The organism is Bacillus massilinigeriensis, from assembly GCF_900117315.1.
In the GTDB taxonomy this organism is placed as follows: Bacteria; Bacillota; Bacilli; order Bacillales; family Cytobacillaceae; genus Bacillus_BE; species Bacillus_BE massilionigeriensis.
On sequence record NZ_LT630337.1, the window covers coordinates 3,948,935 to 3,961,551 of the forward strand.

The 12,617-nt window shown below is 40.1% G+C and carries 14 protein-coding genes; all 14 read right to left on the reverse strand.

Annotated features, from left to right (window positions below; genetic code table 11):
- Positions 1-344: 344 nt before the first annotated feature.
- The 14 genes from BQ6100_RS19465 to glyA all read right to left on the reverse strand — a co-directional run bounded on the left by BQ6100_RS19465 (position 345) and on the right by glyA (position 12,543).
- Entirely contained in the window at positions 345-749 is a 405-nt protein-coding gene (locus BQ6100_RS19465; protein WP_075983179.1) for a F0F1 ATP synthase subunit epsilon, read from the reverse strand.
- A gap of 22 nt (positions 750-771) precedes the next feature.
- Complete coding sequence (atpD, locus tag BQ6100_RS19470; protein ID WP_075983180.1) at positions 772-2,193, reverse strand: F0F1 ATP synthase subunit beta; 1,422 nt, start codon at positions 2,191-2,193, stop codon at positions 772-774.
- A gap of 99 nt (positions 2,194-2,292) precedes the next feature.
- Positions 2,293-3,159 (reverse strand): ATP synthase F1 subunit gamma, encoded by an 867-nt coding sequence (gene atpG / locus BQ6100_RS19475; protein WP_075983181.1) that lies wholly within the window; start codon positions 3,157-3,159, stop codon positions 2,293-2,295.
- 154 nt (positions 3,160-3,313) lie between these two features.
- The gene (gene atpA / locus BQ6100_RS19480) at positions 3,314-4,822 is read right to left on the reverse strand and encodes a F0F1 ATP synthase subunit alpha (RefSeq protein WP_075983182.1); all 1,509 of its coding nucleotides are present in this window, start codon (positions 4,820-4,822) and stop codon (positions 3,314-3,316) included.
- 24 nt (positions 4,823-4,846) lie between these two features.
- The gene (locus tag BQ6100_RS19485; protein WP_075983183.1) at positions 4,847-5,383 is read right to left on the reverse strand and encodes a F0F1 ATP synthase subunit delta; all 537 of its coding nucleotides are present in this window, start codon (positions 5,381-5,383) and stop codon (positions 4,847-4,849) included.
- The gene (gene atpF / locus BQ6100_RS19490; protein WP_075983184.1) at positions 5,380-5,913 is read right to left on the reverse strand and encodes a F0F1 ATP synthase subunit B; all 534 of its coding nucleotides are present in this window, start codon (positions 5,911-5,913) and stop codon (positions 5,380-5,382) included. The genes BQ6100_RS19485 and atpF overlap by 4 nt, the downstream gene beginning before the upstream one ends.
- Positions 5,914-6,075: 162 nt before the next feature.
- Positions 6,076-6,288, reverse strand: coding sequence for a F0F1 ATP synthase subunit C (atpE, locus tag BQ6100_RS19495; RefSeq protein ID WP_075983185.1), 213 nt, complete (start codon positions 6,286-6,288; stop codon positions 6,076-6,078).
- Between the two features lie 69 nt (positions 6,289-6,357).
- Positions 6,358-7,074 (reverse strand): F0F1 ATP synthase subunit A, encoded by a 717-nt coding sequence (gene atpB, locus BQ6100_RS19500; RefSeq protein WP_075983186.1) that lies wholly within the window; start codon positions 7,072-7,074, stop codon positions 6,358-6,360.
- A gap of 20 nt (positions 7,075-7,094) precedes the next feature.
- Positions 7,095-7,469: an ATP synthase subunit I gene (locus BQ6100_RS19505; RefSeq protein WP_075983187.1), complete on the reverse strand. Its 375-nt coding sequence runs from the start codon at positions 7,467-7,469 to the stop codon at positions 7,095-7,097.
- A 3-nt stretch (positions 7,470-7,472) separates the two neighbouring features.
- Positions 7,473-7,694 carry an AtpZ/AtpI family protein gene (locus BQ6100_RS19510; RefSeq protein ID WP_075983188.1) on the reverse strand — a complete coding sequence of 74 codons (222 nt, stop codon included), beginning with the start codon at positions 7,692-7,694 and terminating at the stop codon, positions 7,473-7,475.
- 529 nt (positions 7,695-8,223) lie between these two features.
- A complete protein-coding gene (gene wecB / locus BQ6100_RS19515; RefSeq protein WP_075983189.1) occupies positions 8,224-9,366 on the reverse strand; it encodes a non-hydrolyzing UDP-N-acetylglucosamine 2-epimerase in 1,143 nt (380 codons plus the stop codon).
- A gap of 20 nt (positions 9,367-9,386) precedes the next feature.
- Entirely contained in the window at positions 9,387-10,016 is a 630-nt protein-coding gene (gene upp / locus BQ6100_RS19520) for a uracil phosphoribosyltransferase (RefSeq protein WP_075983190.1), read from the reverse strand.
- Positions 10,017-10,783: 767 nt separating this feature from the next.
- A complete protein-coding gene (locus BQ6100_RS21875; RefSeq protein WP_261798583.1) occupies positions 10,784-10,915 on the reverse strand; it encodes a hypothetical protein in 132 nt (43 codons plus the stop codon).
- A 386-nt stretch (positions 10,916-11,301) separates the two neighbouring features.
- Positions 11,302-12,543: a serine hydroxymethyltransferase gene (gene glyA / locus BQ6100_RS19525; protein WP_075983191.1), complete on the reverse strand. Its 1,242-nt coding sequence runs from the start codon at positions 12,541-12,543 to the stop codon at positions 11,302-11,304.
- Positions 12,544-12,617 lie beyond the last annotated feature (74 nt).

Genomic DNA, 12,617 nt, shown 5'->3' on the forward strand with positions numbered 1-12,617 from the left:
ATTTTTTCAATATTTACGCGATTTTTGCGATATATCCGCGATTATTCTATTTTATCCGCGGAAAATGCCATTTTATCCGCGATGGGGCTTTTCACAGGGAAGTAAAGTGAAATCCCATTTTCCCAAGATTAATCTTTACACAGGGTAGTAGAGTAGAATCCCATTTTTCCCACCATTGAGCCTTTCCAGGGTGTAAGCTGAAATCCCATTTTATCTGCGATCGGGCTTTTCCCCAGGTAGGAAATCAAGAATTACAAAAGGAGATCCCATCTTAAACATCCACAACAAAAAAACACCTCCCAACCTGATTCATAATCAAGCCAGAAGGTGTATTTCGTGTTAATTTATCTTTTTTCAGCCACTGAAATACGGTTGATCGCACGTTGTAATGCAAGTTCTGCGATTCTGAAGTCGACTTCTTCCTTATGTGTGGATTGAAGTCTTTGTTCAGCACGCTCTTTTGCACGTACGGCACGATCGATATCGATAGCCTCCGCCTTTTCAGCTGTTTGTGCAAGAATCGTTACTTGATCTGGGCGCACTTCTAAAATACCACCGCTGACGGCAATATACTCAAATTTACCATCTTTTTTAAGACGTACAGAAGTAATCTCGAGCGGTGCCACCATCGAAATGTGACCAGGTAAGATACCAAGCTCACCGCTTTTAGCCTTTGTGATTACCATTTCAACATCTGAATCATACACTGGGCCATCGGGAGTAACAACACTGACTTTAATTGTCTTCATTTTTTACCCTCCTGTCCCGAAATTAGACTTCTACACCCATTCTCTTAGCATTCTCGACTGCTTCTTCAATTCTACCAACTAAGCGGAATGCATCTTCAGGAAGGTTGTCGTGCTTACCTTCAAGAATTTCTTTGAATCCTCTAACTGTTTCTTTTACAGGTACATATGATCCTGGTTGACCTGTAAATTGTTCAGCCACGTGGAAGTTTTGAGATAAGAAGTTTTGGATACGACGCGCACGGTCAACGACTTGTTTATCTTCGTCAGATAACTCATCCATACCTAAGATCGCGATGATATCTTGTAATTCTCTATAACGTTGTAATGTTTGTTGTACTCGACGAGCAACATCGTAGTGTTCTTCCCCAACAATTTCAGGTGACAATGCACGAGAAGTTGATGCTAGTGGGTCCACCGCTGGATAAATACCCATCTCAGAAAGCTTACGCTCAAGGTTTGTAGTTGCGTCTAAGTGAGCGAAAGTTGTTGCTGGCGCTGGGTCAGTATAGTCATCGGCAGGTACATAAATCGCTTGGATTGATGTAACAGAACCAACGTTTGTTGATGTGATACGTTCTTGTAATTTACCCATTTCAGTAGCAAGTGTTGGTTGGTAACCAACGGCAGATGGCATACGTCCTAGTAACGCTGATACCTCAGAACCTGCTTGAGTGAAACGGAAGATATTGTCGATGAAGAAAAGAACGTCCTGTCCTTGTTCATCACGGAAATATTCAGCCATGGTTAAACCTGTTAGGGCAACACGCATACGTGCACCAGGTGGTTCGTTCATCTGACCGAATACCATCGCTGTTTTCTTAATAACGCCAGAGTCTGTCATTTCCCAATAAAGGTCATTTCCTTCACGAGTACGTTCACCAACGCCTGCGAATACGGAAATACCACCATGCTCTTGCGCAATGTTATTGATTAATTCCTGGATTAATACGGTTTTACCAACACCGGCACCACCGAATAGACCAATTTTTCCCCCTTTGATGTATGGAGCAAGAAGGTCTACTACCTTAATACCAGTTTCAAGAATTTCAACCGTAGTTGAAAGCTGTTCAAACTTAGGTGCTTCTCTGTGAATAGAATCACGACGAGCATCAGCAGGTACTGGCTCATTCAAGTCAATATTATCTCCTAATACGTTGAATACACGTCCAAGTGTAACGTCACCTACTGGAACAGAAATTGGCTTACCAGTATCCTCAACCTCACTACCACGAGTTAGTCCGTCAGTAGAAGACATGGCAATGGTACGTACTGTATCGTCACCTAAATGAAGAGCAACTTCAAGTGTTAGGTTGATGTCTACTTCAGATTCGTTAGACGCTTTATTAACAATTTTTAATGCATTATAGATTTCAGGAAGTTGACCGCTTTCGAACTTTACGTCAACAACCGGACCCATAATTTGAAGTACGCGTCCTTTGTTCATCTTTTTCCCTCCTAACGTTATTAAGCGCATATAACCAATCTTGGAAAACGATTCCCGTTCAAATTCCCATCATGTTATTTGCGATTTACATTCATCCATTTATTCTAATGCCGCAGCTCCACCGACAATTTCAGTGATTTCTTGCGTGATTGCAGCCTGACGAGCGCGGTTAAACATTAAGCTGTAGTTATCAATAAGCTCTGATGCGTTATCAGTCGCATTTTTCATCGCAGTCATACGTGCAGCATGTTCACTGGCCTTACTATCTAAAAGTGCACCATAAATCAAGCCTTCTGCATATTGAGGTAAAAGCACATCTAAGATCTCCTCTGGTGATGGCTCAAACTCATATGTTGATACTGGTGTAGGTGAAGATGCTACATCTGAATCAGTGAGTGGCAATACTTTCTTTTCCGTAACTTCTTGTTGAATGGCACTGACAAAATGATTGTAATACATATACAATTCATCAAATGCACCATCTGCGAACATCCGAACAGTTTGGTTAACTGTTGTTTTAATGTCCTCGAAGACTGGTTGGTCAGCAATCCCTGTTACATCAAGAATCACGTTCATATCACGTTTCACGAAAAAGTCACGACCCATTCTACCGAGTGCAATGATAACATATTCATCCTTTGATGTATGGCGTTGTTGAATACGTTGTAATACGAGACGTAAAACGTTACTATTAAAAGCTCCTGCTAGACCACGCTCTCCAGTAATGACAATATACGCTGTCTTTTTAACCGTACGGGATACTAGCATTGGATGTTTTACACCCTTACTTCCAGCCGCAACGGCAGCAGTTACTTCCTGAACTTTATTCATGTATGGGACAAAGCCTTTTGCATTTATCTCTGCACGGTTAAAGTTAGAAGCTGATACCATTTGCATAGCTTTAGTAATTTTACTCATATTCTTCGTTGAAGCAATTTTATTTTTCAAATCACGTAATGATGCCATAGGTTCTCACCACCCTTACCAAAGAATCGTCCAGTTCAAGGTCAAGCCCCTTTTCATTTCAAATACTTCCCAAGGAAAAAGACGAGCTTTCCCTTGAGAAGAGTTAGATAGGGGCTGAACGAGACCCCATTATACTTTTTATGTCTAGATCTGATTACTCAGAAACTGCAAATGACTTTTTGAAGTCGTTGATTGCTGCAGCAAAATCTTCATCAGCAGGAAGATCTTTTGTTTGGACAATCGTGTCTAACAATTCTTTGCGGTTAATATTTAACCATGCAAGGTATTCTGCTTCAAAACGACGAATATCTTGAACTGGAATATCATCTAAGAATCCACGAGTAAGTGCGTAAAGAATGGCCACTTGCTCTTCAACTTTTAATGGTTTGTTTAGATCTTGTTTTAGTACTTCAACAGTACGTGCCCCACGAGCAAGTTTTGCTAGTGTTGCTTTATCTAAGTCAGAACCGAACTGTGCGAAAGCTTCTAATTCACGGTAAGAAGCTAAGTCCACGCGCAATGTACCAGCAACCTTTTTCATCGCTTTAATTTGCGCGGATCCTCCTACACGGGATACGGAAAGACCTGCGTTAATCGCTGGACGTACACCGGAGAAGAATAGATCTGATTGTAAGAAAATTTGTCCATCTGTGATGGAAATAACGTTTGTTGGAATATAAGCTGAAACGTCACCAGCTTGTGTTTCAATGAAAGGTAAGGCTGTGATAGATCCAGCACCTTTTGCGTCACTTAATTTTGCTGCACGCTCTAGTAAGCGGCTGTGTAAGTAGAATACATCCCCTGGATATGCTTCACGACCTGGAGGACGACGTAATAACAAGGAAAGTTCACGATAAGCTGATGCTTGTTTTGTTAAGTCATCATATACAACTAGCACGTGTTTTCCGTTATACATAAAGTCTTCTGCCATTGAAACCCCTGCGTATGGTGCTAAGAATAGCAATGGAGCAGGTTGTGATGCAGATGCAGTAACAACGATTGTGTAATCTAATGCGCCATTTTTACGTAAAGTTTCTACTACTCCACGAACAGTAGATTCCTTTTGTCCAATCGCAACATAGATACAAATCATATTTTCATTTTTTTGGTTAATAATTGTGTCGATCGCAACAGATGTTTTACCTGTTTGACGGTCCCCAATGATTAACTCACGTTGTCCACGTCCGATTGGTACTAATGCGTCAACCGCCTTAATACCTGTTTGTAATGGTTCATGAACAGATTTACGATCCATAACGCCTGGTGCGTTACTTTCAATTGGACGAGTTCTAGTAGTATTGATTGGTCCCATTCCATCAACTGGTTGTCCAAGTGGGTTAACAACACGTCCGATTAACTCTTCCCCAACTGGAACCTCCATGATACGACCTGTACGACGGACTTCATCACCTTCACGAATTTCGGTGAAAGGTCCTAAAATGATAATACCGACGTTATTTTCTTCAAGGTTTTGCGCCATACCCATAACGCCGTTTGAAAATTCAACAAGTTCTCCAGCCATGACATTGTCGAGGCCATGAGCACGAGCGATACCGTCACCAACTGAGATAACCGTACCTACATCACTCACTTGAATTTCAGACTGATAGTTTTCAATTTGCTTTTTTATCAGCGCGCTAATTTCTTCAGCATTGATGCTCATGAGTTTCACCCCTATCTTCCAATCTTAGCCTAACAATTGACGTCCTAAGCGATCAAGTTTTCCTTTAAGGCTTCCGTCTAAAATACGGTTCCCTATGCGGATCTTGATCCCGCCTAGTAAATCAGTATCAACAATATTCTCTACTCGAAGAGATTTTTTCCCTACTTTTGCTGCATAGGTTGTAGAGAATGCTTCTTTTTCCTCATCTGTTAAAGGGCGTACGGAGTATACTTTTGCTTCCGCAATTCCCTTTTCTTCATTAGATAGTTCAATAAAGTCATATGCGACATCGGAAATGATGTTTTCACGATGACGGTCAATTAACAACTTTAATGTATTTAATACATGTGGATTCACGTTGGCAAATGCGGTTGCTAAAATCTCTTTCTTCTTCTCTTTCGTAAGTTTTGGAGATTTTAAAACTGCTTGTAAATCTTCATTATCACTAACGGTTTCTTTTACTACACGCAGTTCTTCTTCCATTTGGTCAAGAAGCTGTTGTTCTTTTGCAATTTGGAAAAGAGCAAGCGCATAGCGTCTAGCTACAGTTGAGCTCATCATTGCTCTTCTCCTGCCTCATTGATATATTCGTTGATCAACTTCTCTTGATCTTCTACTGTTAATTCCTTTTCAATTACTTTAGAAGCAATTAACACAGATAGAGAAGCCACTTGTTCGCGAATAGCTGCAACTGCTTTTTCCTTCTGCTGCTCGATTTCAAGCTTAGCAGATTCTTTAATTCGTTCAGCTTCAGTTCGTGCTAACGCAACGATTTCATCACGTTGTACATCCCCTTGTTTTTTCGCGCCTTCGATTAGGTTTTGAGCTTCTAGACGAGCTTCTTTAAGAAGTTCCTGTTGTTGGTCAAGAACCTTTTGAACTTCTAAACGGCTTTGTTCAGCCTCATTGATTTCATTAGCAATATGCTCTTCGCGCTGTTTCATAATGCCCATTAATGGACCCCACGCAAACTTTTTAAGCAATGCTAACAAGACAAGAAATACTAATAATTGAAATAGGATATCTCCCGTATTAATTCCACCATGTGTAGCAGCTTCGGCGGAACCTAGAACTAAACTGCTTGTTAACATCCACGATTCACTCCCTTCAAGAGTCGTTCACTTAGGAAAACAACAAGTATTCTAAACCCTTGTATTCTGCAAAAACATTATTATTATCTTGAAATAATAGACATAAAGGAATGGCGAAGTATTGATACAAAACCTCCGCCATTTGAACTTTTTATTGATAAATTAACGACCGAGTACCATGAACGCAATAACGACCCCGATAATCGGAAGGGCTTCAACTAATGCAACCCCGATGAACATAGTTGTTTGAAGCATACCACGAGCTTCTGGTTGACGAGCGATACCTTCTACTGTACGACCTACGATTAATCCGTTACCAATACCGGCACCTACTGCTGCCAAACCGATTGCAATTGCTGCTGCTATAAGACCCATTATAAAGTTCCTCCTTCAAATTGTATAAATGAATGTATTTTTTTGTTCAATGGTTGAACAGATATATTATTAATGGTCATCACTGACTTTGTGAGACAGATAAACCATTGTTAACATAGTAAAGATAAATGCTTGGATAGTACCTACAAACAATGAGAAACCTTGCCATACCATTGTTAACGGAATGGCTGCAATTAAACCTATTACGCTAACTTTCGCCAAGCCACCTGCTAAAAGCGAAAGAAGCAATTCACCTGCATAAATATTACCGTAAAGCCGCAGACCTAATGTTAAGGTATTTGCAAACTCTTCAATAATTTTTAACGGGAATAAAAATTTCATTGGACTGAAAAAGCCTTTTCCATATTCCTTTGGACCTCTTAGCTTAACACCATAATAGTGTGACAAGCCGACTACCATTACGGCCAATGTTAAGGTTACAACAGGGTCAGCTGTTGGTGATTTCCACCAAAGCGTACCATCAACTACCACTGCAAAAGGAAGACCTAGCATATTAGAAACAAAAATATACATGATCAAGGTAACCCCTAAAACATGGAATCGACCCCCGTCTCTCCAATCCATCGTGGATTTAATAATATTATTTTTAACAAAATCCATAATCCACTCAAGGAAGTTTTGCATCCCAGTAGGTTTTAATGCTAGCTTACGAGTTGAAATAACCGCAATAATGAACACAATAACACTGGCTACTGTTATCATTAGCACGTTTGCTAAGTTAAAGGTTAATCCCATAAATTCATATAACGGAGCTTCATGATTCACAATATTCACCTCTCTTCCCGCTATTTACGTTTCTGAAAAGTCTGAAAAAATAAATCTATCATAATGACAATATAAGCTGTCATTAATCCCAAAATCACGCTTATAAGATGGAAATATTCAGGAAACTCTAATGCTATGGCGACTGCAATAACAGCTGCTGACATTCTTAAAAACATTCCAAGTGAACCGGCCTTTTTGCCTTTTGCAACCGCTTCACCGAGTTTTTGGACACGAGTTGCCATTAACCACAAATTAAAAAGGCTTAAGCTTGTACCCAGAATAAGCCCTAGAAAAATGCTTTTATAGGAGGTAAAGCCCCAACCCAAAACATAGAAAGACAATAAAAAAAATATGTATTTGCGCTCTCGTATATACATCGCTTGTAGTTCTGGCATGGTTTAAACTCCTGAAAAAAAATGTCGAATTAAACGAAGCATTGCGTAAATCCCAGTTGCTAATCCTAACAGCAAGCCTATAATGAGGAAAAGGGGTTCAGTTCCTACCAATCCATCAAGCCATCTTCCCGCGAATATGCCGATAAGAACAGATCCAACTAATTGAGATAAAATCGCAGACATTAATGCCATCGCTTGGAATGGGTGGCGGTTTTTATTATTCATCAAAGCTCATCCTCTCTAATGGAGAATGGGATGTGTAATTCCCAAAAAAAGCTGGAAAAATCAAGCATTATCATGATTGAAAACCCTATCACCGATATCCTTTGTAAGCATACAATAGGTGGTTGTCAATGTCAATGCGTTTAACCCCAAAAAGTTTACAGACTAGTTTGTAAACTTTTTAAATTCACAAAAAGTTCAAAATTGTCACCATTTGTCTATTGAAAAGACGTTTACCTTAATATTTTCCTAATGTTACAATTTATTCCTTTTTCGCCTCACCAACCTTATTTTCATATTATCGTCTTTTTCGTCATTTTTCGCAAATATTTTGTGAGTAAAAATTTTTGTCAAGTACAAATTATCCCAACTTTTTTTACCGTTTTATGTCGTATGCGTTTTCTTTTAAATAAAATAGACAAAATTTCAATCTGAATTTTACATTCAGAGGCTTCCACTTAAAGTTCGACATGAACGAACCGAGTGATCTAATCTTGTTTTATAAAAAAAAGACCCAAATTTGGGTCTCATTTTACCGATATTCTTCTGGTCTCTGGTCTGTTTGTTTGAAATAGTAGCGAATGGCCTGACAGATTCTTTTCGAAGCATTTCCGTCTCCATATGGATTCGCTGCTTTGCTCATTGCTTCATATGCGGCTTTATCCGTTAAAAGCTCCATAGCAGATTGGTAGATGACCTCTTCATCTGTACCAACAAGCTTAAGTGTCCCCGCTTCAATTCCTTCTGGTCTTTCCGTAGTGTCTCGAAGCACCAGAACCGGAACACCTAGTGATGGTGCCTCCTCCTGAACGCCACCTGAATCAGTGAGGATTAAATGCGCTCTCGATGCAAAATTATGAAAGTCGATGACATCGAGTGGCTCTATTAAATGAATTCGCGGATCATCCTTTAGTATTTCGGATGCAATCTCCCGGACAACGGGATTTAAATGTACAGGATATACAACTTGTATATCTTTATTTTCTTCGACCATGCGCTTCACCGCTCGAAAGATGTTTCGCATCGGTTCGCCAAGGTTTTCACGGCGATGAGCAGTTAATAAAATCAAACGGTCTTGCCCTAATTTTTCAAGCACCTCATGCTGATACTCATTTCGAACGGTTGTCTTTAAGGCATCGATTGCGGTGTTGCCGGTAATAAATATCTGATTGGCCACCTTATTTTCAGCGATTAAATTATCAGCTGATTTCGAGGTCGGCGCAAAATGTAAGTCTGATAGGACTCCTGTTAGCTGACGATTCATCTCCTCGGGATATGGAGAGTATTTATTCCATGTTCTTAGGCCTGCTTCAACATGCCCGACCGGAATCTGATTGTAAAAGCCTGCGAGGCTCGCAATGAAGGTTGTTGTTGTATCTCCATGGACGAGAACGATGTCAGGCTTTACCTTTTTCATGACCTCATCCAAGCCTTCAAGCCCGCGGGTTGTTATATCCATTAATGTTTGTCGATCCTTCATGATGTTCAAATCATAATCTGGTGTAATTCCGAAAATATGTAATACCTGATCAAGCATTTGGCGATGCTGAGCTGTAACAGTTACGATGGGTGTGAAATACTCTGGATATTTTTTAAATTCAAGGACGAGCGGTGCCATCTTTATAGCTTCAGGTCTTGTCCCGAAAATCGTCATTACCTTAATCGGTTGATTCATCCCAAAATACCTTCTTATTATTATTTTGTTCCAAATAAACGGTCGCCGGCATCTCCTAAACCAGGAACAATATAACCTTTTTCATTAAGCTTTTCATCAAGAGCAGCGATGTAGATGTCCACATCTGGATGGGCATTCTGCACAGCCTCTACGCCTTCTGGAGCAGCGATCAGGCACATAAATTTAATATGCTTTGCTCCGCGTTTTTTAAGAGAAGTGATTGCCTCAATCGCAGAACCACCAGTTGCAAGCATTGGGTCAACAACGATAAAATCTCTTTCCTCCACATCACTAGGAAGCTTAACATAGTATTCAACAGGCTTTAACGTTTTTGGGTCACGATAAAGTCCGATGTGGCCAACCTTTGCTGCAGGGATTAACTTCAGCATTCCATCTACCATTCCAATACCAGCACGTAGGATGGGAATAAGACCAATCTTTTTCCCTGATAAAACCTTAGACTTTGTCTTGCTTACTGGAGTATCAATTTCGATTTCTTCTAATGGCATATCACGAGTGATTTCAAATGCCATAAGTGTTGCCACCTCATCCACTAATTCTCGGAAATCCTTTGTTCCAGTATCCTTTTGACGGATGTATGTAAGCTTATGTTGGATGAGTGGGTGATCAAAAACGTATACCTTTGCCATAATAGCTTCCTCCTTTATTTTAATGAACATTATTTATGTAGTTGTTTTACACACTGCGTTTAATTGTACAGAAAAATATTCATCGGGGCAAGATTCACTTTGTCTACATTATAGCAATAAAGTGAAATGTGTTTCCATTTTCTTTCAAATATTCACTCAATTTTAATATTCTATATTGGGTGGTGGGGTTGGTTGGTTATTTTGTGTTGGAGAGTGTTGGGTTTTTCTGGTTGTGCCTTGGGTGGTGGGGTTGAGGGTTTTGGTTGAGGGTACTGGGTTGTGGGTTTTGGGTTTTGGGTTTTGGGTTGAGGGTTTTGGGTTGAGGTGGGGTGCTCTTTTGTGGAATATGTTGGGGTTTTCATCCTCTTTGAGCTTAGGATGACCAAAAAACTTGGTTTTTTAGCCGAAATCGAAATCTAGAGTTTAGTTTTGGCCAGTGATTATTAAAAACTACGGGTCCCGCCAAGGTTTATTCGCGAAATACGAGGGTTTATTCGCGAAATACGAGGGTTTATTCGCGAAATTTGGGGTTTTATTCGCGAAATTTAAAATTTATTCGCGAAAAATCAAGTTTTATTCGCGAAAACCTGACTTTTATTCGCGAACTCACTTTTTATTCGCGAAACAATATGTTTATTCGCGAAATTTCCTTCTTATTCTCAAAATCCTGGGTTTATTCGCGAAAATACCAATCAACTCTCAAAGTCCATCAGTCTTCAACTTGCTACTACTCCAAAATTCAACAGTCATTCTCATAAAATCCCCATCTACACTTCCAATTCAGCAGTCTTCCCCAATAATTCCCATCCACCCTCCCAATCCAGCAGTCTTTCACAATAATTCCCATCCACTCTCCCAATCCAACAGTCTTCCCCAATAATTCCCATCCACTCTCCCAATCCAGCAGTCTTTCACGATAATTCCCATCTACTCACCTAATTCAGCAGTCAGCCAAGCACATTCCCATCCACTCACCTAATTCACGTATTCTACGCAAAAATCCAACCACTCTCAAAACCCACCTATTCCTCTCATTAACCCCAACACCCCCCAAAACTCAACAGTTACTCACCTCAACCTCAACCATCACTCTCAAAAATCCCAATCATTCTCACACCCTCACACAAATCTGCACTCCCTTAAACCACAATCATCCTCAATACCCTTTCTCAACGCCCAAATCACAAACCAAACAAAAAAGCGCCAGAATCCTTATTCCACATAGTTAACTCAATCATTAACTAGTGTGTCCAAAATGAGGATTCTGACACGACTTATTACAGTATTATTTTTCAGGATATAAAGGGAACTTCGCTGTTAAAGCAGCTACTCGGTCTGCCGCTTCCTTCAGCTTTGCTTCATCCTCATGGTTTTTCAAAGTGAACGCGATAATAGATGCAATTTCATCCATTTCCTCTAATCCAAAGCCACGAGAAGTAACCGCCGCTGTACCTACACGAATTCCGCTAGTGACAAATGGGCTTTCAGGGTCGAACGGAATCGTGTTTTTATTAACCGTGATTCCTACTTCGTCTAGGACTTTTTCAGCCACTTTACCTGTTAAACCTAATGATCTCATATCAAGAAGTAAAAGATGATTATCGGTTCCTCCTGAAACAAGGTCAATTCCTTCACCCTTTAAGCCTTCCGCTAAACGTGCGGCATTATCGATAATATTTTGTGCATACTCTTTGAAGCCTTCTTGTAATGCTTCACCAAATGCTACAGCTTTTGCTGCAATGACATGCATTAATGGTCCACCTTGGATACCAGGGAAGATGGACTTATCGATTTTCTTACCGAACTCTTCTTTACAAAGAATCATACCGCCGCGTGGTCCGCGAAGGGTTTTATGAGTTGTTGTTGTGACAAAATCTGCATATGGTACTGGATTTGGATGGAGTCCAGCTGCAACAAGACCTGCGATATGGGCCATATCCACCATTAAATATGCTCCAACCTCATCAGCAATTTCTCTAAAACGTTTAAAATCGATTTGGCGCGGATAGGCACTAGCACCTGCAACAATTAATTTTGGCTTGTGCTCACGTGCTTTTTCCAAAACATCATCGTAATTGATGCGATGTGTTTCTTGATCTACACCATACTCGACAAATTTGTATTGAATCCCACTGAAGTTAACTGGGCTTCCGTGTGTTAAGTGGCCACCGTGAGAAAGATTCATTCCAAGAACTGTATCACCATGTTCCAAAATGGTAAAATAAACAGCCATATTCGCTTGGGCACCTGAATGAGGTTGAACATTGACATATTCTGCACCAAAAATTTCTTTTGCCCGTTCACGAGCTAAGTCTTCTACCACATCGACATATTCACAGCCGCCATAATAACGTTTTCCTGGATATCCTTCTGCGTACTTATTGGTTAAAACTGAACCTTGTGCTTCCATAACCGCTTCACTTACGAAGTTTTCTGATGCGATAAGTTCAATCTTTGACCTTTGTCTCCCTAATTCGTCTTGAATCGCTTTTAATACTTGTTGATCCTGCTGTGATAAATGCTTCATGTGAATCCTCCCTTTTTAAGCCATATTCATATATACTATTTCTTCACTTAACCGAAATTCATAAACTATTCTAG

Coding starts and splice junctions, on each gene's coding strand:
- wecB (WP_075983189.1), bottom strand. CDS start 9,366: ATGAATCAACCGATTAAGGTAATGACGATTTTCGGGACAAGACCTGAA.
- BQ6100_RS19485 (WP_075983183.1), bottom strand. CDS start 5,383: ATGATGAGCTCAACTGTAGCTAGACGCTATGCGCTTGCTCTTTTCCAA.
- glyA (WP_075983191.1), bottom strand. CDS start 12,543: ATGAAGCATTTATCACAGCAGGATCAACAAGTATTAAAAGCGATTCAA.
- atpF (WP_075983184.1), bottom strand. CDS start 5,913: ATGTTAACAAGCAGTTTAGTTCTAGGTTCCGCCGAAGCTGCTACACAT.
- atpE (WP_075983185.1), bottom strand. CDS start 6,288: ATGGGTCTTATAGCAGCAGCAATTGCAATCGGTTTGGCAGCAGTAGGT.
- atpA (WP_075983182.1), bottom strand. CDS start 4,822: ATGAGCATCAATGCTGAAGAAATTAGCGCGCTGATAAAAAAGCAAATT.
- atpG (WP_075983181.1), bottom strand. CDS start 3,159: ATGGCATCATTACGTGATTTGAAAAATAAAATTGCTTCAACGAAGAAT.
- atpD (WP_075983180.1), bottom strand. CDS start 2,193: ATGAACAAAGGACGCGTACTTCAAATTATGGGTCCGGTTGTTGACGTA.
- BQ6100_RS19465 (WP_075983179.1), bottom strand. CDS start 749: ATGAAGACAATTAAAGTCAGTGTTGTTACTCCCGATGGCCCAGTGTAT.
- BQ6100_RS19510 (WP_075983188.1), bottom strand. CDS start 7,694: ATGAATAATAAAAACCGCCACCCATTCCAAGCGATGGCATTAATGTCT.
- upp (WP_075983190.1), bottom strand. CDS start 10,016: ATGGCAAAGGTATACGTTTTTGATCACCCACTCATCCAACATAAGCTT.
- BQ6100_RS19505 (WP_075983187.1), bottom strand. CDS start 7,469: ATGCCAGAACTACAAGCGATGTATATACGAGAGCGCAAATACATATTT.